At 39.3% G+C, this 24728-nt stretch carries 25 protein-coding genes, 1 rRNA gene and 2 other annotated features; all 26 genes read right to left on the reverse strand.

The features are described from left to right. Positions 1–46 precede the first annotated feature (46 nt). Complete coding sequence (rpoB, locus tag ACOZIR_RS26340; RefSeq protein ID WP_028412662.1) at positions 47–3610, reverse strand: DNA-directed RNA polymerase subunit beta; 3564 nt, start codon at positions 3608–3610, stop codon at positions 47–49. Positions 3611–3855: 245 nt separating this feature from the next. After that, positions 3856–4458 (reverse strand): class I SAM-dependent methyltransferase, encoded by a 603-nt coding sequence (locus tag ACOZIR_RS26345; protein WP_034263652.1) that lies wholly within the window; start codon positions 4456–4458, stop codon positions 3856–3858. Between the two features lie 112 nt (positions 4459–4570). Beyond that, a complete protein-coding gene (rplL, locus tag ACOZIR_RS26350) occupies positions 4571–4933 on the reverse strand; it encodes a 50S ribosomal protein L7/L12 (protein WP_013054917.1) in 363 nt (120 codons plus the stop codon). Between the two features lie 44 nt (positions 4934–4977). After that, positions 4978–5478, reverse strand: a complete 501-nt coding sequence (gene rplJ, locus ACOZIR_RS26355; RefSeq protein WP_013054916.1) for a 50S ribosomal protein L10 — start codon at positions 5476–5478, stop codon at positions 4978–4980. A 40-nt stretch (positions 5479–5518) separates the two neighbouring features. Next, positions 5519–5662 (reverse strand) — a sequence feature (ribosomal protein L10 leader region). Between the two features lie 65 nt (positions 5663–5727). Then, positions 5728–6423 carry a 50S ribosomal protein L1 gene (gene rplA, locus ACOZIR_RS26360; RefSeq protein ID WP_013054915.1) on the reverse strand — a complete coding sequence of 232 codons (696 nt, stop codon included), beginning with the start codon at positions 6421–6423 and terminating at the stop codon, positions 5728–5730. A gap of 110 nt (positions 6424–6533) precedes the next feature. Further along, entirely contained in the window at positions 6534–6959 is a 426-nt protein-coding gene (gene rplK, locus ACOZIR_RS26365; RefSeq protein ID WP_013054914.1) for a 50S ribosomal protein L11, read from the reverse strand. Positions 6960–7124: 165 nt separating this feature from the next. Further along, positions 7125–7658, reverse strand: coding sequence for a transcription termination/antitermination protein NusG (gene nusG / locus ACOZIR_RS26370; protein WP_014462032.1), 534 nt, complete (start codon positions 7656–7658; stop codon positions 7125–7127). A gap of 195 nt (positions 7659–7853) precedes the next feature. Continuing rightward, positions 7854–8033 (reverse strand): preprotein translocase subunit SecE, encoded by a 180-nt coding sequence (gene secE, locus ACOZIR_RS26375; RefSeq protein ID WP_013054912.1) that lies wholly within the window; start codon positions 8031–8033, stop codon positions 7854–7856. Positions 8034–8086: 53 nt separating this feature from the next. Next, entirely contained in the window at positions 8087–8236 is a 150-nt protein-coding gene (gene rpmG / locus ACOZIR_RS26380) for a 50S ribosomal protein L33 (protein ID WP_013081365.1), read from the reverse strand. 81 nt (positions 8237–8317) lie between these two features. Next, entirely contained in the window at positions 8318–8968 is a 651-nt protein-coding gene (sigH, locus tag ACOZIR_RS26385; RefSeq protein WP_013054910.1) for an RNA polymerase sporulation sigma factor SigH, read from the reverse strand. A 68-nt stretch (positions 8969–9036) separates the two neighbouring features. Next, positions 9037–9546, reverse strand: coding sequence for an NYN domain-containing protein (locus tag ACOZIR_RS26390; protein WP_013081364.1), 510 nt, complete (start codon positions 9544–9546; stop codon positions 9037–9039). A gap of 2 nt (positions 9547–9548) precedes the next feature. Then, entirely contained in the window at positions 9549–10292 is a 744-nt protein-coding gene (rlmB, locus tag ACOZIR_RS26395; RefSeq protein WP_014462034.1) for a 23S rRNA (guanosine(2251)-2'-O)-methyltransferase RlmB, read from the reverse strand. After that, positions 10282–10707, reverse strand: coding sequence for a Mini-ribonuclease 3 (locus ACOZIR_RS26400; protein ID WP_013054907.1), 426 nt, complete (start codon positions 10705–10707; stop codon positions 10282–10284). The genes rlmB and ACOZIR_RS26400 overlap by 11 nt, the downstream gene beginning before the upstream one ends. Before the next feature lie 7 nt (positions 10708–10714). Next, positions 10715–12112, reverse strand: coding sequence for a cysteine--tRNA ligase (cysS, locus tag ACOZIR_RS26405; protein WP_045294420.1), 1398 nt, complete (start codon positions 12110–12112; stop codon positions 10715–10717). Beyond that, a complete protein-coding gene (gene cysE / locus ACOZIR_RS26410; protein ID WP_013054905.1) occupies positions 12102–12758 on the reverse strand; it encodes a serine O-acetyltransferase in 657 nt (218 codons plus the stop codon). Before cysE ends, cysS begins: the two co-directional genes overlap by 11 nt. A gap of 72 nt (positions 12759–12830) precedes the next feature. Continuing rightward, positions 12831–13054 (reverse strand) — a binding site (T-box leader). Between the two features lie 39 nt (positions 13055–13093). Further along, on the reverse strand, positions 13094–14551 hold the full coding sequence (gltX, locus tag ACOZIR_RS26415; RefSeq protein ID WP_310879075.1) for a glutamate--tRNA ligase: 1458 nt from the start codon (positions 14549–14551) through the stop codon (positions 13094–13096). A 105-nt stretch (positions 14552–14656) separates the two neighbouring features. Then, on the reverse strand, positions 14657–15136 hold the full coding sequence (gene ispF, locus ACOZIR_RS26420) for a 2-C-methyl-D-erythritol 2,4-cyclodiphosphate synthase (protein ID WP_045294424.1): 480 nt from the start codon (positions 15134–15136) through the stop codon (positions 14657–14659). Next, the gene (gene ispD, locus ACOZIR_RS26425) at positions 15133–15834 is read right to left on the reverse strand and encodes a 2-C-methyl-D-erythritol 4-phosphate cytidylyltransferase (protein ID WP_074683731.1); all 702 of its coding nucleotides are present in this window, start codon (positions 15832–15834) and stop codon (positions 15133–15135) included. The genes ispF and ispD overlap by 4 nt, the downstream gene beginning before the upstream one ends. 25 nt (positions 15835–15859) lie before the next feature. Beyond that, positions 15860–16957 carry a PIN/TRAM domain-containing protein gene (locus tag ACOZIR_RS26430; RefSeq protein ID WP_014462040.1) on the reverse strand — a complete coding sequence of 366 codons (1098 nt, stop codon included), beginning with the start codon at positions 16955–16957 and terminating at the stop codon, positions 15860–15862. 253 nt (positions 16958–17210) lie between these two features. After that, a complete protein-coding gene (gene disA, locus ACOZIR_RS26435) occupies positions 17211–18290 on the reverse strand; it encodes a DNA integrity scanning diadenylate cyclase DisA (RefSeq protein ID WP_013054900.1) in 1080 nt (359 codons plus the stop codon). Positions 18291–18293: 3 nt separating this feature from the next. Continuing rightward, positions 18294–19670 carry a DNA repair protein RadA gene (radA, locus tag ACOZIR_RS26440; RefSeq protein ID WP_013054899.1) on the reverse strand — a complete coding sequence of 459 codons (1377 nt, stop codon included), beginning with the start codon at positions 19668–19670 and terminating at the stop codon, positions 18294–18296. Positions 19671–19793: 123 nt separating this feature from the next. Next, on the reverse strand, positions 19794–22235 hold the full coding sequence (gene clpC / locus ACOZIR_RS26445) for an ATP-dependent protease ATP-binding subunit ClpC (RefSeq protein ID WP_014462041.1): 2442 nt from the start codon (positions 22233–22235) through the stop codon (positions 19794–19796). Positions 22236–22255: 20 nt separating this feature from the next. Next, on the reverse strand, positions 22256–23329 hold the full coding sequence (locus ACOZIR_RS26450) for a protein arginine kinase (RefSeq protein ID WP_013054897.1): 1074 nt from the start codon (positions 23327–23329) through the stop codon (positions 22256–22258). Positions 23330–23332: 3 nt separating this feature from the next. Continuing rightward, on the reverse strand, positions 23333–23875 hold the full coding sequence (locus ACOZIR_RS26455; protein ID WP_045294428.1) for a UvrB/UvrC motif-containing protein: 543 nt from the start codon (positions 23873–23875) through the stop codon (positions 23333–23335). 41 nt (positions 23876–23916) lie between these two features. Continuing rightward, complete coding sequence (locus tag ACOZIR_RS26460) at positions 23917–24378, reverse strand: CtsR family transcriptional regulator (protein ID WP_013054895.1); 462 nt, start codon at positions 24376–24378, stop codon at positions 23917–23919. Between the two features lie 235 nt (positions 24379–24613). Then, positions 24614–24728: ribosomal RNA gene (gene rrf / locus ACOZIR_RS26465) — 5S ribosomal RNA — on the reverse strand.

Genomic DNA, 24728 nt, shown 5'->3' on the forward strand with positions numbered 1-24728 from the left:
TTAATCTACAGGTTTTTTCCCTTAACGTTTATATGAAAGTAATTCCTTACTCTTTTGTGACAGGATCTTTTTGTCCTTCAGAAAGGCTTTCTTCGTTATCTGCAATAATTGATTCTGTTGGTTGCTCATGGTCCTCTTCTGAGTCCATGATATCAATTTCTTGCTCGTCAGCAGAAAGCATCTTCACATCCATACCTAAACTTTGTAGTTCTTTAATTAATACTTTGAACGATTCAGGTATGCCAGGTTCTGGAATGTTTTCACCTTTAACAATTGCTTCGTATGTTTTCACACGACCTACTACGTCGTCTGATTTCACTGTTAAGATCTCTTGTAATGTGTAAGCAGCACCGTATGCTTCAAGTGCCCATACCTCCATCTCACCAAAACGCTGTCCACCGAACTGCGCTTTACCACCAAGTGGTTGTTGTGTAACAAGTGAGTATGGTCCAGTAGAACGAGCGTGAAGTTTATCGTCTACCATGTGAGCAAGTTTGATCATGTACATGATTCCTACTGATACACGGTTATCGAATGGTTCACCTGTTCGACCATCATATAGAACTGTTTTGGCATCACGAGACATGCCAGCTTCTTCGATTGTTGCCCAAACATCTTCCTCACGCGCACCATCAAATACTGGAGACGCAACGTGAATGCCAAGCTTACGAGCAGCCATACCTAAATGAAGCTCTAGCACCTGACCGATGTTCATACGAGATGGTACCCCTAATGGGTTTAACATGATGTCAATTGGCGTACCGTCTGGTAGATAAGGCATATCTTCTTCCGGTAAAATACGTGAAATTACACCTTTGTTACCGTGACGACCGGCCATTTTGTCACCTTCAGAAATTTTACGCTTCTGAACAATGTATACACGGACTAATTGGTTTACACCTGGTGGTAATTCGTCGCCATCTTCACGATTGAAGACTTTAACATCAAGAATAATTCCACCGCCGCCGTGCGGTACACGAAGAGAAGTATCACGAACCTCACGCGCTTTTTCACCGAAAATAGCGTGTAGAAGACGTTCTTCAGCTGTTAGTTCTGTTACACCTTTTGGCGTTACTTTACCAACTAAAAGATCTCCATCTTTTACTTCTGCACCAATGCGGATGATTCCACGCTCATCTAAGTTGCGAAGCGCATCTTCACCTACGTTTGGAATGTCACGCGTAATTTCTTCAGGTCCAAGTTTCGTATCACGAGACTCAGATTCATATTCTTCAATATGAACAGACGTATATACATCGTCTTTCACAAGGCGTTCACTCATGATGATGGCATCCTCATAGTTGTAACCATCCCATGTCATGAAACCAACCATTACGTTTCGTCCTAAAGCAAGCTCACCTTTTTCCATTGAAGGACCATCGGCTAAGATCTCACCTTTTACTACTTCGTCACCAACTGAAACAATTGGACGCTGGTTGTAACAAGTACCTTGGTTAGAACGAACGAATTTTAATAATTTGTATTGATCTAAGTTACCTTTAACTTTTTGTCCGTCTACTTCTTCATAGCGGCGAACAAAAATTTGTTTTGCTTCTACGCGCTCTACAACGCCAGGGTATTTACAAATCACGGCTGCACCAGAGTCTTTACCAGATACATATTCCATACCTGTACCTACGATTGGTGCTTCAGGATTTAATAAAGGTACTGCTTGACGTTGCATGTTCGCACCCATTAATGCACGGTTAGAGTCATCGTTCTCTAAGAATGGGATACATGCTGTAGCGGCAGATACAACTTGTTTTGGTGATACATCCATATAGTCTAAACGATCGCGACGGATAACCGTGTTTTCTCCACGGAAACGTGCAACGACATTTTCATCTAAGAATGAACCATCATCACCTAGACGAGCGTTCGCTTGGGCTACAACATAGTTATCTTCTTCATCAGCTGTTAAGTAGTCAATTCGCTCTGTCACTTTACCTGTTTCAGGATCGATACGACGGTAAGGTGTTTCGATGAAACCGAATTTGTTTACTTTTGCATAAGAAGAAAGTGAGTTGATTAACCCGATATTCGGACCCTCTGGCGTTTCAATCGGACACATACGGCCATAGTGGGAGTAATGAACGTCACGCACTTCGAAACCAGCGCGCTCACGCGTTAAACCACCAGGTCCTAGAGCTGAAAGACGACGTTTGTGCGTCAATTCGCCTAATGGATTCGTTTGATCCATGAACTGTGATAATTGAGAACTTCCAAAGAACTCTTTAATCGCCGCAATAACTGGACGAATATTAATTAATTGTTGAGGTGTGATTGTATTCGTGTCTTGAATTGACATTCTTTCACGAACAACACGTTCCATACGAGATAAACCGATACGGAATTGGTTTTGTAACAATTCACCTACAGAACGCAGACGACGGTTACCTAAGTGGTCGATATCATCTGTGTCTCCTACTTGATGAAGCAAGTTAAAGAAGTAACTGATTGATGCTAAAATATCAGCAGGTGTGATATTTTTAACTTCTTCTGTTACATATGCGTTACCTGATACAGTGATGACTTTTTCACCTTCTGGATCATTTGGCGCATAAATCTTAATAGATTGTAATGTAACATCGTCTTCTACTACTCCACCAACCGGACTATAAGTTTTGAAGTTTACTCCACCTTCAAGCATCGGAATCAAGCGATCTAGCAGACGGCGATCAATCATTGCGCCTTTTTCTGCAATAATTTCACCTGTTTCAGGATCAACTAATGTTTCAGCTAGTTTTTGATTAAATAAGCGATGTTTGATATGAAGCTTTTTATTAATTTTATAGCGACCTACGTTCGCTAAGTCATATCGTTTTGGATCAAAGAAGCGAGATACTAATAGAGACTTCGCATTCTCAACTGTCGGTGGTTCACCCGGACGTAAACGCTCATAGATTTCTAATAGCGCTTTTTCCGTTGTTTCCGTGTTATCTTTTTCAAGCGTATTACGGATGTATTCATTATCACCGATTAAATCGATAATCTCTTGGTCAGAACCGAAACCTAGCGCGCGTAACAGCACTGTTACTGGCAGTTTACGAGTACGATCAATACGCACGTATACTACATCTTTTGCATCAGTTTCATATTCTAGCCATGCACCACGGTTAGGGATAACAGTTGCTGTATATCCTTTTTTACCGTTTTTATCAAGCTTTCCACTATAGTAAACACTTGGTGAACGAACCAACTGTGATACGATAACACGCTCAGCACCATTAATTACAAAGGTACCTGTTTCGGTCATCAATGGGAAATCTCCCATGAACACATCTTGGTCTTTTACTTCACCTGTTTCTTTATTAATTAACCGCACCTTAACACGAAGAGGTGCTGCATAAGTTACATCACGTTCTTTAGACTCTCCTACTGAATACTTTGGCTCACCTAAGCTGTAATCAATAAATTCTAGTGATAAGTTACCTGTAAAATCATCAATTGGAGAAATATCTTGGAACATTTCTCGTAAACCTTCATCTAAAAACCATTGGTATGAAGCCGTTTGAATCTCGATTAAGTTCGGTAACTCTAAAACTTCACTAATACGAGCATAACTTCTGCGTTGGCGGTGGCGTCCATACTGAACTAGTTGACCTGTCAACTGATTCACCCCTCAAATCAAGCGTTATTATTCAAAATATATAATAAACCATATGTTTATTATTGAACAAAAGAAAAATGGTCTCTTTAAATAGAAAACCACAATTTCATAAAAACGTACTATTGATTTTATTAGTTTTTCCCATATAATTCAAAATTATACCTTTTATTTTATGTATAACCCGAGCTTATATGGAATATTTATATATTGGCATTTTATAATGCTAACATACTAAAAAATATTAGTCAACATTTTTTAGCACATATGATATAATACCCTTTTTTCTTTTCTACTACTTCTACTTCATTAAATAGAGATTCTAATTTCGCAAGAGCAGATGGCGCTCCTTGCTTTTTCTGAATCACAATCCAAAGTTCTCCTTGGTCAGCAAGGTGATCTAATGACTTTTCTAGAATTTCATGAACAACTTTTTTACCCGCACGGATCGGCGGATTACTAAGAATAGCTGCAAAATTCGTTTCCTTCACATTTTCATAGCATGAGCTTTGATAGATTGAAACATTTGATACTGAATTAACTTCAGCATTTTTTTGAGCTAGTGCTAATGCACGTTCATTAACATCGACCATATGAACGTTTCTTTGGCTATCCTCTTTTGCAAGAGCCAACCCAATCGGGCCATATCCGCATCCAACATCCAGAAGCGGGCCGGGACTCTCAGGCATTTGAAACGTTTCAATTAACAGGCGCGATCCAAAATCGATCTCTTTTTTTGAAAAAACACCGCTGTCACTCGTAAATGAAAAAGAGGTTCCTCTCAATTCAAATGAAAAGCGCTCTTCATTACTTGCAGACGATGGTGTATTAGAAAAATAATGTTCTGTCAAAATAGAACCTCCTAATCAATATGTTCTTCTTTACTATAAATGAAAAGGATGACAGAAGCAAAAAAGCTCGCTTGTACAAGCGAGCTTTTTTATATCAGTTGTTAAGCAATAATTACTTAACTTCTACAGAAGCGCCAACTTCTTCAAGTTTAGCTTTTGCTTCTTCAGCTTCTTCTTTAGAAATACCTTCTTTAAGAGCTTTTGGAGCGTTATCAACGATTTCTTTAGCTTCTTTTAAGCCAAGACCAGTGATTTCACGTACTACTTTGATAACTTTGATTTTTTGTCCGCCAGCACTTTCAAGTACTAGGTCAAATTCAGTTTTCTCAGCAGCAGCTTCACCAGCAGCACCGCCAGCTACAGCTACAGGAGCAGCAGCAGTTACGCCAAATTCTTCTTCGATTGCTTTTACTAAATCGTTAAGTTCTAAAACAGTCATATTTTTAACTGCTTCAATGATTTGTTCTTGAGTCATTGTTAATTTCCTCCTTGTGATTGTGTTATATATAACAGACTAGATTATGCACCTTGTTCTTCTTTTTGATCTGCCACAGCTTTTGTAGCAAGAGCAAGGTTGCGAATTGGAGCTTGAAGCACGCTAAGCAACATAGAAAGTAAGCCTTCGCGAGATGGTAGTTCTGCAAGTGCTTTAATTTCTTCAACAGATGCAACATTACCTTCAATTACACCAGCTTTGATTTCTAACGCTTCGTGTTCTTTAGCGAAGTTGTTTAAAATTTTAGCTGGAGCAACAACATCTTCTCCACCAAATGCGATTGCATTTGGACCTACTAACGCATCATTAAGATCTGTTAGTTCAAGTTTTTCTACAGCACGGCGAGTTAAAGTGTTTTTGTAAACTTTGAACTCAATGCCTGCTTCACGTAATTGCTTACGAAGTTCAGTAACTTCAGCAACATTCAAACCACGGTAGTCAACGACAACTATTGAGTTACTCGCTTGAAGTTTTTCAGCAATTTCGTCTACGACTTGTTTCTTTTGTTCAATTACGTTGCTCATCTTTACACCTCCTGTAGATTTCCTTCCGTACACTCAGACAAGGTGCAATAAAAAACCTCCATGACAATAAAGACATGGAGGTGTAGTAAGCGAACCATAACGTTTCACTAATTTATCTCACACACCTCGGTAGGAAATTAAGCTTTGCAGCACCTACTGTCTACGGTACAAATGTTATTCTTTTTAACAACATTATCTATTATAATCAGGGACTTTCAAAAAGTCAACACCGATTTATTTCCAAATTTATTAAGCAGAGAATGAAGCAGTATCAACTTTGATACCAGGGCCCATTGTTGAAGTAACGGCTACGTTCTTCATGTATGTGCCTTTTGCTGCTGCCGGCTTAGCTTTTACCATAGTTTCGAAGATTGTAGTGAAGTTTTCAACTAACTTGCTCTCTTCGAAAGATACTTTACCGATTGGTACGTGGATGTTACCAGCTTTATCAACACGGTATTCTACTTTACCAGCTTTGATTTCGTTAACTGCTTTTTGAACGTCAAATGTTACTGTACCAGTTTTAGGGTTTGGCATTAAACCTTTAGGTCCTAATACACGACCAAGTTTACCAACTTCACCCATCATATCTGGAGTAGCTACGATTACATCGAACTCGAACCAACCTTGTTGGATTTTGTTGATGTAGTCAGCATCGCCAACGTAGTCAGCGCCTGCAGCTTCAGCTTCTTTAGCTTTTTCGCCTTTAGCGAATACTAATACACGTTGAGTTTTACCTGTACCGTTTGGTAGTACTACTGCACCACGAATTTGTTGGTCAGCTTTCTTAGGGTCAACTCCTAAACGGAATGCTACTTCTACAGTTGCATCAAATTTAGTTGTGTTTGTTTTCTTTACTAATTCAATCGCTTCTTGTACTGAATAAGTTTGTGTACGATCTACAAGCTTAGCAGCTTCAACGTACTTTTTACCTTTTTTAGCCATTTTTGTTTCCTCCTTATGTGGTTTTAACGGAATAACCTCCCACTAATAAAGGTTGCGAGCATAGGAAAACTTCCATTTCTCGCAACCTTCTAACACCCAATCAAATGGAATTAGTCTTCAACTACGATTCCCATACTGCGCGCTGTACCTTCTACCATGCGCATTGCAGATTCAACGCTAGCAGCGTTTAAGTCAGGCATTTTAGTTTCAGCAATCTCACGCACTTTGTCACGCTTGACTGTTGCAACTTTATTACGGTTTGGTTCACCAGAACCAGACTCAATACCAGCCGCTTTCTTAAGTAGTACAGCAGCAGGTGGAGTTTTCGTAATAAATGTAAATGAACGGTCTTCAAATACCGTGATTTCAACAGGAATGATAAGACCAGCTTGATCAGCTGTGCGAGCGTTAAACTCCTTACAGAAACCCATGATGTTAACACCGGCTTGACCTAATGCAGGACCAACTGGTGGCGCTGGATTTGCTTTACCTGCAGGAATTTGTAACTTAACAAGTTTAATTACTTTTTTAGCCACGAGACACACCTCCTTAAGTCCGTGATGTGGTAATAGGGCGATGCCCTCCCACTCAATGTTCTTTATATATAAAATAAAGAAATAGTTGTTTTAGTCTCTAGTTTTGAGACATACTGACTTATGAAATATTAACATTAAACTTCATGAATTGCAAGGTCTTACAGATTATATTTTTTCAATTTGTGTAAAGTCTAGCTCTACTGGCGTTTGTCTTCCGAACATATCGACATGAACCTTAACTTTACGTTTATCTGTATCGATTTCTTCAATGGTACCTTCGAAGTTTGCAAACGGACCTTCTTGAACCAATACTGTTTCTTTTAGTTCAAAGTCAAAGTCAGCATGCTGCTCGTCCATGCCCATTTGTTTTAAGATCATTTCTACTTCTTCTGGTAGAAGAGCAGTTGGCTTTGATCCAGAACCTGCTGAACCTACAAAGCCCGTAACGCCAGGTGTATTACGAACTACATACCATGAATCATCCGTCATGATGATTTCAACTAACACGTACCCTGGAAATACTTTTTTCTTTGTAATCTTTTCTTTGTTGTTCTTAATTTCTCTTTCTTCTTCTTCAGGAACAACAACGCGGAAAATTTTATCTTGCATACCCATTGTTTCTACGCGCTTTTCTAAATTTGTTTTTACTTTATTTTCATATCCAGAATAAGTATGGACTACATACCAATTTTTCTCCATTTCTGAGGACTATACGTCCTTCCCTCCCAGCTCACTATAAAATAAGATGTCCTAATCTATTGCACAGACAACGCACTAGGAAAATAGTTGACTCCTAGCACAATCATTCTTAAAGCAAATTAAAAAACCCGTCTCCGGGCTTTTCTGAAAAAAACATAATTTAGCTTTATTATACCATGATTTAAGTCAATTTATTCAAGGGATTAAACGAATAAGTGACGAAATTCCGTAATCAACTACTACAAAAAAGAGTGTCATAAATACAACTGTAGAAATAACAGTAATTGTATAACGAGTTAGCTCATTTTTTTTAGGCCAACTTACCTTCTTCATCTCACGCCCAACATCACGCAAGAAATTTCCTACACGGTTCATGTTTGTAACCTCCAATAAATTAAAAGGGGTATTAGTCTGTGCAGATTATTGATCTACTTTGTTTCACGATGAATCGTATGTGCGTTACACGTTTTGCAAAACTTCTTCATTTCTAAACGCTCTTCGTTTTGCTGTGTGTTTTTCATAGTCGTATAGTTACGACTAGCGCATTGCACACACGCAAGTACAACTTTTTTACGCATAATGTCAACCACCTATAGAGTGATAATGTCTATAAAAAAGTATCACAGACTTTCTTAGCATGTCAATATGAGGATAGGAGTCTACATTGTGATTTCACGAATCTCGAGGTAGCGCTCTAATTTCCTCTTCACACGCTGAAGTGCATTATCGATGGATTTGACGTGGCGGTTTAACTCTTCTGAAATCTCTTGATAAGATTGACCATCTAAATAAAGAACGAGAACTTTTCGCTCAAGATCACTTAACAGTTCAGCCATCTTTAATTCAATATCATCAAACTTCTCTCGATTAATGAGCAACTCTTCTGGATTTGCTACTTTTGTCCCCGAAATAACATCCATTAAGGTTCGGTCGGACTCTTCATCATATATTGGCTTGTCCAATGATACATAAGAGTTTAATGGAATATGTTTTTGCCTTGTTGCGGTTTTAATAGCGGTAATAATTTGCCTGGTAATGCAAAGTTCAGCAAAAGCTTTAAACGAAGTTAGCTTATCTTCTCTAAAATCTCTAATTGCCTTGTATAACCCTATCATACCTTCTTGTACAATATCTTCACGGTCTGCCCCAATTAAAAAATACGACCGCGCCTTTGCTCGCACAAAGTTTTTGTATTTATGAATCAAATACTCTAATGCGTCAATATCGCCTTTATGCACAAGATCGACAACTGTTTCATCCTCTTGTTGTTCGAAATGAGCATGCAGTTTTCTCCCATAATTATCGCCCATATCGATCCCCCCGACCGCACAGTAGATAGAAATATTATACAGTAGCTAATTCCGTACCGTCAATAACCTCACCGCTGTCCCCGGCGCCATTTTTCGAAAATTTCGGCTACTTGATTGGAAAGTTGGATGCGTGCCGCTGGCTTTTGATTTTGAATAGACTTTACATCAAGATTAATATGTTTCTCAATTTGCTCAATTTCGTTGTACAATTCTCGAGCAGAAATTCTAAGCGCACCTTGTCCAAAGATTGCCCACTGCTCCGTAAAATCAGATGTAGCAACATGAATCTGTGTCTTTACATTGTTTAGCTCTTGAGCCAACTTTTCAATGTACTCATCCGCTGTTTCATTTTCTCTTGTAAATACAACGTCAACCTTATGATTTTTTGCCTTTTTTTCAATTCCTTCGACCATATGAGCATCGAAGACAATAATGACACGATACCCCATATATGCTTGATACTCTGCCATCTTTTCAATTAACAGGTCTCGAGCACCCGCTAAATCATTATCTCTAAGCTTTCTTAGGTCGGGCCACGCACCTATCATGTTATAACCATCCACCAGTAGAATATCCATTCTTATTCACCTAGAGGATGGCGTTTTCGGTAAACCTCATACATGAGAAGACTAGCTGCTACAGATGCATTTAACGATGTAACATGCCCAACCATTGGAAGCTGTACAAGAAAATCGCATTTTTCACGAATCAAACGACTCATGCCTTTTCCTTCGCTTCCAATCACTAACGTAAGCGGCATACCTCCATCTAAGTTGCGGTAATCGTCACTTTCTTTCGCATCCGTTCCAACAATCCATACGCCTCGATCTTTTAATTCATCAATCGTCCTTGATAGGTTTGTTACCCTTGCTACAGGAATATGTTCAATCGCTCCTGTAGACGCCTTTGCTACAGTGGCCGTTAATCCAACTGAACGGCGCTTTGGAATAATGATACCGTGTGCGCCAACGGCATCGGCTGTTCTCATAATAGAACCTAAATTATGGGGATCTTCAAGCTCATCTAACAGAAGAAAAAACGGACTTTCATTACGTTTTTCCGCTAAGTTAAATAAATCATCTAACTCTGCATACTGATAAGCAGCAACTTGTGCAGCTACTCCTTGATGAATACCGTCTACCATTTGCTCAATTTTCTTTTTCGGTACAAACTGCACCAATACACCATTACGTTTTGCTAACTGCGTGATTTGTCCCATAGAACCGCCTTGCGATCCTTCGGCAATCCATAGTTTGTTAATGTCGCGCCCAGACTTTAGGGCTTCTAGGACCGGATTACGTCCAATGATAAATTCATGTTCCATGATTCATTCCTCCCTCTCCTTCATCGACGAAAGAGATAGCTTTAGTAATAAGTTCCATCATTCTTTCTTCTTCACCTAAAAGATACAAATAGCCTACGACCGCTTCAAATGCCGTACTGTAGCGATACGTTTGCACATCTGTGTTTTTAGGGACTGTACCGGACTTTGCATTGCGTCCTCGTCGCAGTACACCTTCTTCTTCTTCAGTAAAAAAGTTTTCATTTTTAAAATAATATACGATTTGCGCTTGTGCTTTTGCTGATACGTATTTTTTAGCTTTATTATGAAGCTGGTTAGGGCGCACTGTCCCTAACACCAGCAGGTGGCGGCGAACATGTAAATCAAACACCGCATCACCCATATAAGCAAGAGCTAAGCTATTTAGCTGTTTTACATCTAATTTACTGCTGCTCATAACACTATTATCCTCTTTTCCATCTTGTTCCTTGCGCCGTATCTTCTAAAATAATATTTTTAGCCTTCAATTCATCTCGAATTTGATCTGCTAATTGGAAATTACGATCTTTACGAGCTTGAATACGATCTTGGATCAATTGATCAATTTCTTCGTCTAGAAGTTCAGCTTCTCCAAATGCAATGCCTATTGCAGCACCTAATTCTTTAAACTCTTTAATAAAGGCTTCAATTACATCTGTAGACGTTGTTTGTTCTAATAAATACAAGTTAGCTTGCTTTGCTAGCTCGAACAGAACAGAAATGGCATTTGCCGTATTAAAATCATCATCCATCTCTTCAACAAATGTTTCGCGAAGCTCTTTTAGCTTTTCAAACCATTCTGAAGCATCTTCTTGAAGATTTGTTGCTGCCTCTAGACGGTGAGTTAAGTTGCCATAAGCTGTTTGCAGACGCTCAAACCCTTTGCGCGTATTCTCTAAAATTTCTTCGTTATAGTTAATTGGGTGACGATAGTGAACAGATAAAATAAAGAATCGAAGTAGGGAAGGATCATGCTTTTTAATAATGTCATGAACTAACACGAAGTTCCCTAGTGATTTAGACATCTTTTCATTATCAATATTGATATATCCGTTATGAAGCCAGTATTTCGCAAACGATTTCCCAGTGAGCGCTTCTGATTGAGCAATTTCATTTTCGTGATGAGGGAAAGCTAAATCCTGACCGCCTGCGTGGATATCAATTGTATCACCTAAATACTTGCGTGCCATCGCCGAGCATTCAATATGCCAGCCTGGTCTTCCTTGACCCCAAGGGCTATTCCATGCAATCTCTCCATCTTTGGTTGCTTTCCAAAGAGTAAAGTCTAATGGATCTTCTTTCTTTTCTCCAACTTCGATACGAGCACCGGATTGCAATTCATCAATAGACTGATGTGATAATTTTCCGTATCCTTCAAACTTACGTGTACGATAGTATACATCACCCTCTGACTCATATGCATAACCTTTTTTTACTAGTTCGTCAATGAACTCAATAATGATATCCATATTTTCAGTTACGCGTGGATGCACATCGGCATGCTTGCATCCAAGCGCTGACGTATCTTCAAAGTAGGCATCGATAAAGCGGTTTGCGATCGTTGGAACATCTTCTCCTAACTCTTTTGCTGCCTTAATTAATTTATCATCCACATCTGTGAAGTTTGAGACGTACTCTACATCGTAGCCTCTAAATTCTAAATAGCGGCGCACCGTATCAAATACGATCGCAGGACGCGCATTTCCAATATGAATATAGTTATACACCGTCGGTCCGCACACGTACATTTTGACTTTGTTTTCTTCCAGCGGTACAAACGTCTCTTTTTGACGTGTTAACGTATTATATAGCTTAATTGCCATGGTGAATCTTCCCTTCTTTTAATTCCTTTAATTGATTTTGCAGGTGTAAAATTTCTTTCTCTAGCTGTTTGAAACGCTCTGCATCTGGATCTGGCAAATCTTGATGATTCAAATCTTTTGGAATCCGGACGCCATTTTGAATGACGACTCGGCCAGGGATACCGACAACCGTTGAGTTTTCTGGGACGTCATTTAACACAACTGAGCCTGCTCCAATCTTGGAGTGCGCATGAATCGTAATCGACCCTAGCACTTTAGCACCTGTTGCAATTAAGACATTGTCTTCAATCGTCGGGTGACGCTTTCCTTTTTCTTTCCCTGTTCCTCCGAGTGTTACTCCTTGATATACTGTTACATTATCTCCAATTTCGCACGTTTCCCCAATAACAATTCCCATTCCGTGGTCAATAAAAAAGCGGCGGCCAATTTTCGCACCCGGATGGATTTCAATCCCTGTGAAGAATCGGCTAATTTGTGAGATTACACGCGCCAGAAAAAACCACTTTCTTTTAAAAAGCCCGTGAGCTAATCTATGTGCCCAAATAGCATGCAACCCCGAATAGGTTAATATCACTTCAATATAACTTCTTGCTGCAGGATCTTGTTCAAATATGGCCTCAATGTCTTCCTTTAACAACTTTAGCATCATCTCACCCCAATTCCGCTATTCCTCTATCTACTCATTGATTGTATAAAAAAACGCCCCTATGTCAAATGACACAGAGACGTATATACGCGGTTCCACTCTGTTTGGATCAATAAACAATCCCAACTCTTCTCTCATAACGTGAAAGTACCCGCTTTTGCCTACTTACTTAGTAGCATTCAACAAAAGACTCAAAGGCGCACTTCAACAAGTTTTGTCATAGGTTACTTTCAGCCGGTGATAACCCTCTCTGATATGCAATGAACTTGCCTACTCTTCCTTCTCAACGATATCCATATTTGATTATTTTATCATATGGGCAAACTAGAAATTTGTTAACTATAAATGCTTTCTAGACGAGCTAAAACTGTTTCTTTCCCTAAAAGAGAAATAGCTTTTGGAAGCTCAGGGCCGTGTGTTTCGCCTGTTGTTGCTACACGAATTGGCATAAATAGTTTTTTACCTTTTTGACCTGTTGCTTTTTGTACAGCCTTTGTTGCTGCCTTAATTTCATCAGCGCTGAATTCTTCTAAGGAAGAAATCTCTTCAGCAAATGCTTTTAACACTTCCGGTACTTGCTCTTCAGCAAGTACTGCTTTTGCTTCTTCACTGTAATCAATTTCTTTCTTAAAGAACATTTCAGTAAGTTCAACAATCTCAGCGCCAAAGCTCATTTGTTCTTGGTATAGAGCAACTAAGTCACGTACCCATTGTTCTGTTTCTGCATCGCGCGTTTCTTCAACTTTTCCAGCTTTCACTAAGTGAGGAACTGATAAAGCTACTACCTCGTCTAAATCCAATTGTTTCATGTATTGGTTGTTCATCCAACGTAATTTGCTTGTATCAAATAGTGCTGGAGATTTTGATAAACGAGCTGGGTCAAAAATTTCAATAAACTGTTCTTTAGAGAAGATTTCTTCTTCTCCCACAGGTGACCAGCCAAGCATTGTAATAAAATTAAACAGTGCTTCTGGCAAGTAGCCTAATTCTTTATATTGTTCAATAAACTGAATGATTGACTCATCACGTTTACTTAGCTTGCGACGATTTTCATTTACGATTAACGTCATATGACCAAATACAGGAGGCGTCCAGCCTAAAGCTTCATACACAAGAATTTGCTTCGGTGTATTGGAAATATGATCATCTCCGCGTAGAACATGTGTCATCTTCATTAGATAATCATCAATGGCTACAGCGTAGTTATATGTTGGTGTACCGTCTTTTTTCACAATAACGAAATCACCAATGCCTTCAGACTCAAATGATACTTCATCTTTGACAATATCATTCCACTTAATTTCTGTGTTACTAGGAACACGAAAGCGAATGCTTGGCTCACGGCCTTCTGCTTCTAGTTCAGCACGCTGTTCAGCTGTTAAGTTACGGCACTTACCTGAATAACGCGGCATTTGACTGTTCGCCTGCTGTTCTTCACGCTCTTTTTCAAGCTCTTCTGACGTACAATAACAGTGATAAGCTAATCCTTTTTCAAGAAGTTCTTCCGTATACTCTTGATAGATTTCCGTACGTTCAGACTGGCGATAAGGACCGTACTCGCCGCCTACATCGATACTCTCATCCCATTCAATACCTAACCATTTTAAATAGCGCAGCTGACTTTCTTCTCCGCCTTCGATATTACGCTTTTGATCTGTATCTTCAATACGGATAATAAATTTACCGTTTTGATTTCGTGCAAATAAATAATTAAATAGTGCTGTTCTTGCATTCCCTATATGAAGATGTCCAGTTGGACTCGGGGCATAACGAACTCTTACTTCGCTTGACATAACTAAGATGACCTCCAATTTAATATTACTTATAGTATGTATTTATATGTTTTAGACATGTTCTAATTTTATCACCAAATAGGTATCTGTCAAAGTCAACTGTTTTTATTTTTGATAAACTAAAACGGCTGCTTGGGCGGCAATTCCTTCTTCACGTCCCGTAAAACCTAACTTTTCTGTTGTTGTTGCCTTGACGTTAATTTGAGAAATGCTTACTTCTAACAGCTGCGCAATGCGCTCTCTCATTGGTTCAATGTAAGGAGCCATTTTAGGTTTTTGCGCGATAATCGTGCAATCTACATTGCTTAATTCATAGCCTTCATCTTTTAGTAGTTTCCATACATGTTGAAGAAGCTTTGCTGAATCAGCATCTTTAAATTCAGGGTCTGTATCTGGAAAATGCTTTCCGATATCTCCTTTAGCCGCCGCTCCTAATAAGGCATCTGCGATTGTATGTAACAGCACATCTGCATCTGAATGGCCTAATAATCCTTTTTCATACGGAATTTCTAAACCACCGATGATTAAAGGTCTTCCTTCTGCAAATTCATGTACGTCGAAACCTTGTCCTACTCGTATGTTCATTTTTCCACTCCTTTAGCTGTGTTTAGCTTTGTTAATATAGCTTCTGCATATAACAAATCTTCTGGTGTTGTTAGTTTTATATTATCGTAATTTCCCTCTACAATCGATACTTTTTGCCCCGCTTTTTCTACTAAGCTTGCATCATCGGTGCCTAAGTATTCATTTGTTTTTGCTTTTTCATGTGCATCCATTACTACATCAAAAAGAAAAGCCTGCGGCGTTTGAATAGCCCACAAGCTAGAGCGCTCAACTGTTTCAATGACAGTACCCTGTTCCACACGCTTAATTGTGTCTTTTACTGGAACAGCCAGCACAGCAGCCTTATCACTAGCAGCTTTTTCTACTAACTCATGGATTGTGTTTTGTTGAACAAATGGACGAGCGCCATCATGAATTAATACCATCTGAGCCTGCTTTAAACTTTTAAGGCCGTTATAAACGCTATGTTGACGTTCATCGCCTCCAACTGTCAATGATTGAACCTTTTGAATTGGATATTCGGTTAATAACTCTTCAAAAATCGCCACTTCTTTTTCGTTTACGACTAGTACAATTCCACTGCACCAAGGATCTTGTTCGAATTTTTGCAGCGTATGAATGATAAGCGGAACGTTTTGAATAGTTAAAAATTGTTTGTTCCGCCCCGCTTTCATTCGCTTCCCCTGCCCTGCAGCTAAAACGATAATTTCATACTTCATAGGTATACTCCCTTTACCTGTTACATCACAGTGCTTTTTCTAATAGCTTGGGTTTCGCAAAAATCATACGGCCTGCTGAGGTTTGGAGTACGCTCGTCACCAGTACATCAATTTGCTTTCCAATGTAATTTCTTCCTTCTTCTACCACGATCATTGTACCGTCATCAAGATAGGCAATACCTTGATTATGCTCTTTACCGTCTTTTATAACCAGCACGTTCATTTCTTCTCCCGGAAGCACAATTGGCTTGACCGCATTTGCTAAGTCATTAATATTTAAGACGCCGACATTTTGAAGTTCACATACTTTATTTAAATTAAAATCGTTTGTAACGACCAACCCGGAAGTCAGCTTTGCCAATTTGACGAGCTTACTGTCCACTTCTTGAATGTCTTCGAAATCGCCTTCATAAATTTCTACCTTCATTGCCAGTTCCTTTTGAATACGGTTTAGAATATCTAGACCTCGTCTACCTCTGTTTCGTTTTAAAACATCCGACGAATCAGCAATATGCTGAAGTTCCTCAAGCACAAAGCGCGGAATAACAATCGTTCCGTCTAAAAATCCTGTTTGACAAATATCTGCGATACGGCCGTCAATAATAACGCTCGTATCTAAAATTTTAAGAGATTTTAGTGATTCTTCATTATCTGCTTCTTCTTCTTGCCCTTTTTTCTTCCCAATTCGAGATGGCATCGAAAACACGTTCACAAGCTCATCACGTTTTTTAAAGCCGACTTGAAACCCTAAGTAACCTAAAAGAATACTTAGAAAGATTGGTAAAATGGTACTTACTACTTGAAGTTGAATTCTTCCTAAAAAAGCTCCGACCAAGTAGGCTACAATAAGCCCTAAAATCAATCCTAAGCTACCAAAAAGTACATCCGTTACAGGCGCCTTCAGTAACGCCTCTTCCACTCGGCGAATTAATTCAACTATATAATCAACAATCCAAAACGTGACAAGGAAAAACAAAATAGCTCCCAGTATTGCATCGACGTAAGGTTTTTCTAGAAATGCTACATCTTGCAGATTTAATAATTGAATAAGTTCAGGTATAAAAAAGACGCCCAATGTACCACCTGTAATAATAAAAAATAACTGTACAAAACGTTTTAACACGCCTTCACCTCCCTTTATCATTATANTGAATAAGTTCAGGTATAAAAAAGACGCCCAATGTACCACCTGTAATAATAAAAAATAACTGTACAAAACGTTTTAACACGCCTTCACCTCCCTTTATCATTATAAACAGTTTACAATGATTGAAACCTGTTATTTAACCAAAAAACAGAATTTGTAAACAAACTGTCACTTTTTTTGTATTTTCACAATATCTTAATGAATCAAACATTTAATGTCAATTAATATCCTATAGCTGACGGTTTGTAAGATGCTGCTCTTTTAGTCTTTTTAGGCCTTCTCTAATTTTCCGTGCTCGAATTTCACCGATGCCTTCTACCTCATCTAATTCTTCTACCGACGCATCTGCTATCGTTTTTAAATCCCCTAATTCATCAATGAGATTTTCAATAATAATTGATGGAAGTCTTGGAATTTTATGAAGCATTCGATACCCTCTAGGAATAACGCTGTCTTCAAAGCTTGTATACATAGGATACCCCATTAAGCGAAGGAGCGTTTGGTCATCGAGAAGAACATTATTTGACGGCTGCTGCATGCGTTCAATTACTCGGTAAGGGTCAAAGCTGAGGTCATACATATAATCTTTGATTAATAAAGTTGCTTCTTCCTCTAAGTGAGAAAGCAGTTCATTCATTTGGAGACGGATTAGTCTTCCTTCTGTTCCTAACTCGCTAATATAGCTCAAAATTTCATTTTTAATACGCAGAACCATTTCTGTACGATGAAGCGACTGCAGCACATCTGTATGAGTTACTTGCTCTTCAAACTCTAATGCACTGAGACTTGTAATCGATTCGTCTAATACCGCCTTGTACTTTTCAAGGGTTCCAAGCGCTTGATTGGCTTTTGCTAAAATAACGCTAATGTCTTTCAATACATACTGCAGAGACCCTTTGTAAAGCGTAATCACATTTCGTCTTTGCGAAATGGCTATCACCAATACACCTGACTGCTTAGCTACACGCTCGGCTGTACGGTGACGCATTCCCGTCTGTGAAGAAGGAGTAGAAGGATCTGGCATGAGCTGAGCATTAGCAAATAATATCTTGCTTCCGCTGTCGTTTAAAATAAGCGCTCCATCCATTTTGGCTAACTCGTATAGATGCGCAGGTGTAAATGCACAATTAATCGAAAATCCTCCATCTACCATCTTTTTGACTTGTTCATTGTAGCCCATAACAATTAAGCCGCCCGTCTTTGCCCGCAAGACGTTATCGATACCGTCACGAATAGGGGTTCCTGGTGCTACAAACTGCAGAATTTCTGATATTTGTTTTTGACTAACTGTTGTTTTTTCTCCTTCCACTGCTTATCCTCCTAATGTATATTGCAGAGCCTCCGCTACTGTTGATACCCCAATCACATCAATACCATCTGGGACTTTCCATCCTCCTAAATTTTTCTCCGGGATAATAATTCGTTGGAACCCTAATTTTACCGCTTCTTGAACTCGCTGTTCAATTCTAGACACTCGGCGTACTTCACCTGTTAATCCTACCTCTCCTACAATAACATCTGTAGCGCTAGAAGCAGCATCTCTGAAGCTTGAAGCAATGCTAACGGCTACAGCTAAATCGATTGCTGGTTCATCTAATTTCACTCCACCTGCTACTTTTAAATAGGCATCTTGATTCTGCAGCAGCATTCCTACACGCTTTTCTAAGACAGCCATGATAAGCGAAACGCGATTATGATCTACTCCTGTCGCCATTCTTCTAGGGTTTCCAAAGCTCGTTGGACTGATTAGCGCCTGCAGCTCTACTAATACGGGTCTTGTCCCCTCCATTGAAGCGACAACAACCGACCCTGCTGCTCCCTGAGACCGTTCTTCTAGAAAGATTTCAGATGGATTCAATACTTCTTCTAGCCCGCTTTCTTTCATTTCAAAAATGCCCATTTCATTTGTAGATCCAAATCGGTTCTTAACCGCTCTTAATATACGATAAGTATGATGACGCTCTCCTTCAAAATAAAGAACCGTATCCACCATATGTTCAAGAAGTCTTGGACCTGCAATGGCCCCTTCTTTCGTTACATGACCCACAATAAAGATGGCAATTCCATTCGTTTTAGCAACACGCATTAGTTCAGCCGTACACTCTCGCACCTGTGAGACGCTTCCTGGCGCTGATGTCACATCAGCATGGTAAATGGTTTGAATTGAATCAATCACCACAAAATCAGGCTGCATGCTTGAGATGGCCTCTAGTATTAATTCTAAATTTGTTTCTGCGTGAACATAAAGTTCTTCAGCTTTTACACCTAGCCTGTCCGCTCTTAACTTCGTTTGTTTCGTTGATTCCTCTCCCGAAATATATAGTACTTTATTTTGTTTCATTGCTAACTGCGCGGAGGTTTGCAAAAGTAAAGTAGACTTTCCGATACCCGGATCTCCCCCTATTAAAACGAGTGACCCTCTGACAATACCTCCTCCTAATACACGATTTAACTCTGCAGAAGGTGTAAAAATTCGTGGTTCTGTTGTAGATTCAATCGCTGTAATTGACTGAGGTTTTTGAACTTTAGAAGCAGTAGCTCCGGAAAAAGCTCCTCGGCGTGATGATTTCGTTTCTTCCATTTCTTCTACCATCGAATTCCAGCTTCCGCATCCGGGACATTTCCCCATCCATTTTGCTGATTCATATCCGCAATGCTGACATGCAAATTTTGTTTTTCGTTTCGCCATTATGTTATCAATCTCTCCGTTCATTCAATCAATTTCTATCTCTATTGTACACTATTTCCTAAGCTAAAATAAAAAGGGAGGCATACGTGTTTTTTCGTATGCCTCGTCTTGGTTTGAGTAAATTTAGCTGATGCTGCTTGGAGCGGAGGATTTAACAACAAATTCTCCTTTGTCTACATCTAGCGTCACTTTCTGACCTTTTTGAACAACCCCTTTTAGCAGCTCTTCAGATAAACGGTCTTCAATATGTTTTTGAATTGCTCTACGAAGTGGACGAGCACCGTATTCTGGGTCAAAACCTTCCTCTGCAATCTTATCAATTGCTTCTTTTGTTAATTCAAGATCAATTTCTTGCTCTTTTAAGCGTTTTGTTAACTGATCCGCCATTAATTTAACGATTTCAGCTAAGTGAGGTTTCTCTAGTGAATGGAAGACGATAATTTCATCGATACGGTTTAGGAACTCCGGACGGAATGCGCGCTTCATTTCCGCCATTACTTTTCCTTTCATATCTTTGTAGTCTTGCCCTTCTGCTTCTACTGTGAACCCTAAGTGCTTGCTTCGTTTTAATGTATCCGCACCTACGTTTGATGTCATAATTAAAATCGTATTACGGAAATCAACTGTACGGCCTTTTGAATCTGTTAAGCGTCCATCTTCTAACACTTGTAATAAAATGTTAAATACATCCGGATGTGCTTTTTCAATTTCGTCTAAAAGAACAACTGAGTAAGGTTTTCTTCTTACTTTTTCCGTTAACTGGCCGCCTTCTTCGTATCCAACATATCCTGGAGGTGAACCTACTAAGCGGGAAGTAGAATGTTTCTCCATGTACTCAGACATATCGATACGAATCATTGCGTCTTCATCGCCGAAGATTGACTCCGCTAATGCGCGTGCAAGCTCTGTTTTACCAACCCCTGTTGGTCCTAAGAAAATGAATGAACCAATTGGACGTTTTGGATCTTTCAAGCCTGCTCTAGCACGGCGCACAGCTTTTGCAACTGCTTTTACCGCTTCTTCTTGGCCGATTACACGAGAGTGAAGAATCTCTTCCATGTTCAGCAGTCTTTCTGTCTCTTCCTGTGCCAGTTTAGAGACCGGTACACCCGTCCAGCTAGATACCACCATCGCGATATCTTCTACGGTTACAGCTGAGTTTTCTTTACCTTGCTGCTCTTTCCAAATTTTCTTTGTGTCTTCTAATTCTTCGCGTAGGCGTTGTTCTGTATCGCGTAAAGATGCTGCTTTTTCAAATTCTTGACTTTGAACAGACGCATCTTTTTCATTGCGTACTGATTCTAATTTTTGCTCTAATTCCTTTAAATTTGGCGGCGTTGTAAATGAACGTAAACGCACTTTTGAACCAGCTTCATCAATTAAATCGATTGCTTTATCCGGTAAGAAACGATCTGAAATGTAGCGATCTGATAGTTTCACCGCTTGCTCGATTGCCTCATCAGAAATAGATACTCGGTGATGCGCTTCATAACGGTCACGAAGCCCTTTTAAGATTTGAATAGACTCTTCCAACGTTGGTTCATCCACTTGAATCGGCTGGAAGCGACGCTCTAACGCTGCATCTTTTTCAATGTATTTTCTGTATTCATCTAAAGTCGTAGCACCGATACACTGAAGTTCTCCACGAGCAAGAGACGGTTTTAAAATATTAGAAGCATCGATCGCACCTTCTGCGCCACCTGCGCCAATTAATGTGTGCAACTCATCGATAAAGAGAATGATATTACCTGCTTGACGAATTTCATCCATTACTTTCTTCAGGCGATCTTCAAATTCTCCGCGGTATTTTGTACCAGCTACGACCGTTCCCATATCCAAAGTCATAACGCGTTTGTCACGCAAAATTTCTGGAACTTCATTATTGACGATTTGCTGAGCCAAACCTTCAGCGATTGCCGTTTTACCGACACCCGGCTCCCCAATTAATACAGGATTGTTTTTTGTACGTCGGCTTAACACTTCAATAACACGCTGAATTTCTTTCCCACGTCCGATAACAGGATCTAGGCTTCCTTCGCGCGCTACCACTGTTAAATCGCGTGCTAAGCTGTCTAGGGTAGGTGTATTGGCATTTGAAGAACCTCCGCCTTGATGGCTTGAAGCAGCTTCATTGCTACCTAATAAATGAAGTACTTGCTGACGAGCTTTATTTAGGCTGACACCCAGATTATTTAAAACGCGTGCTGCAACGCCTTCACCTTCACGAATTAAGCCTAGCAAGATATGTTCTGTTCCTACATAAGAATGACCAAGCTTTCGGGCTTCATCCATTGAAAGTTCAATTACTTTTTTCGCTCGAGGTGTATAATGAATGGTCTGCGTTAATTCTTGGCCTCTGCCAATTAATGCTTCCACTTCTTTTTGAATTTTTTCAGTGCTTAGGCCTAGAGCAGAAAGAGCTTTTGCTGCAATTCCTTCACCTTCACGAACGATACCTAATAAAATGTGCTCCGTTCCAATGTTGTTGTGACCTAGACGTAGTGCTTCTTCCTGTGCTAAAGCTAATACTTTTTGTGCGCGCTCTGTAAATCTACCAAACATCATATAATCGTCACCCTCCACGTTTAATTTGTGTTTTTATTTATAGTGAGACGTTCTCGAATTAAGGTGGCTCTTTTAATGTCACGTTCTTGAGGCTTTAGGGGCCCTCCCGAATACTTTTGTAAAAAGCCTGGCTGCGTCATAATGATAAGTTCATTCAATATATTTTGACTCAGTCCTTTTATATACCCTAAATCGATTCCTAATCGAACATCTGATAAACATTGTGAAGCTTCTTTTGACTCAATAATACGGCTATTGGCCAATACTCCATATGAACGATACACTCGATCTTCTAACTCTACATGAGATGTTTTAAACAGCGCGTCTCTTGCAGAGTGCTCTTGTGTAATTAACTGCTGTACGACACTATTTAAATCTGCCACAATATCTTCTTCAGATTTCCCTAAGGTTATCTGATTAGAAATTTGAAAGATATTCCCTAAAGCTTCGCTACCTTCTCCATAAATTCCTCTCACCACTAAGCCGAGCTGGTTAATAGCGGGAATAATACGATGAATTTGACGGGTCATCACTAAAGCCGGCAGATGCATCATCACAGATGCACGTAGCCCAGTACCCACATTTGTGGGGCAGCTGGTTAAATACCCTCTATTTTCATCAAACGCATAATCTACGTATTTCTCAATCCAATTATCTACTTTATTCGCTGTGCTTAAAGCTTCAGATAATTGAAGGCCTGGAAATAAACATTGTATGCGTAAATGATCTTCTTCATTAACCATAATACTCAAATCTTCTTTTTCTGATAAAAAACAAGCTCCGTTGTTATCTCCTTCAGCCAAGTTAGGACTGATAAGGTGCTTTTCAACCAACACTTGCTTTTGAAGAGGCTGTAATTCGTTCATCTTTAGTAAATGCAAATTCCACTGATTGGTGTTTTCGCTTTTTTGAAAAACTTGCTCGAATACTCGAACCACTTCAACTGCTTGTTCTTTAGAAAAGAGAGTTGGAAAAAGATAATGAGTTAAATTTCGAGCCAGCCTGATTCGACTGCTTAGAACAATATCTGAATTCGAAGCTTCTTGACGCATCCAAGAGCTAACAGGCTGGGAAAAGAACAAATCCTGGGACATGAATTACGCTTCCTCCTCTCTCGATTCGTTCATCTTCTTTTCTAGTAATCGAATGTGATCTCGGAGTTCGGCTGCTTTCTCAAACTCCTCTTTTTCGATATACTCTTTTAAGTTCAATCTTAATGCCTGTAATTCCTTTTTTAAATGAAGATTACTTGCAATTCTTGCTGGTATTTTTCCATGATGTAGATAATTACCTCCATGTAGCCTCTTCAAGAAAGGAATAAGAGGTCGCTCAAATGTTTTGTAGCAATCTGCACATCCAAACCTGCCGATTTTAGCAAATCTTTGATATGTCATGCCACAAGTAGGACAAGAAAGAACCTCCTGGCTTTGTTGCTTATAATTTTCAGTTACTGCTGGGTCTAGGTTAAGTAGGCCAGCTAGTAAGTTATTGATTGAAAAACCTTGCTGATTTGAAAAAGAAAATGCATCTCCATTTTCTGAAGCGCATTGTTCACATACATGCATCTCCGTCTTTTCACCATTAATAATTTTTGTGAAGTGAAGAGTTGCAGGTCTCGTTTCACATTGCTGACAAATCATCCTGTCATCACTCCCTGTTCTAAATAAAATAGATCATGAGCTTATCGGTAGCGTAATGAATTAAGCATTGCTTTTAAAAGATTAGCTCTTAGCTCATCACGATAAGGAAGTTCAATATTAATAACTGAACGATTGATAACGCTCAACATGATTTTTGCTTCTCGTTCTGTGATGACTTTTTCTTCAACTAACCTAATAATGACATTTTCAGCACTTACTTGTGAAATTTCATTTTGAATCATCTCAATTACTTGCTGAAACAAATCCGCTGCATCATGCATTTTTACTTTTGCAATACGAATAAAGCCGCCGCCGCCTCGCTTACTTTCTACAAGATAACCTCTCTCAACTGTAAAACGGGTATTGATAACGTAATTAATTTGCGACGGAACGCATTGAAATTTATCAGCAATCTCACTGCGCCTTATTTCAACAATTTCTCTTTCACTTAATTCAAGTACTTGTTTTAAATACTGTTCGATAATGTCAGAGATATTTGGCACGCTGCCCCCTCCTTCTGACTTTGACTATATTTGACCTTAATTTAAATATAAAAGGAAATGAAAAAATTTTCAACTATGTACTATTAAAGTTTATTCTTTACTTTTATCGTTGCCACTAAAATTTATTTCAAAACCTGCAAATTGTGAATTTTATTGTTCTTACTATACTTTTTCATAAAACAAATAAATTGTAAACAAAAAAGGACTAGCTAAAATAGCTAGTCCTTTTTCAGGTGCCTGGCAACGTCCTACTCTCACAGGGACAAAGTCCCAACTACCATTGGCGCTAAAGAGCTTAACTTCCGTGTTCGGTATGGGAACGGGTGTGACCTCTTCGCTATCGCCACCAG

Origin of the sequence: Priestia sp. D3YE.R1 (genome assembly GCF_049199565.1) — a bacterium.
In the GTDB taxonomy this organism is placed as follows: Bacteria; Bacillota; Bacilli; order Bacillales; family Bacillaceae_H; genus Priestia; species Priestia aryabhattai.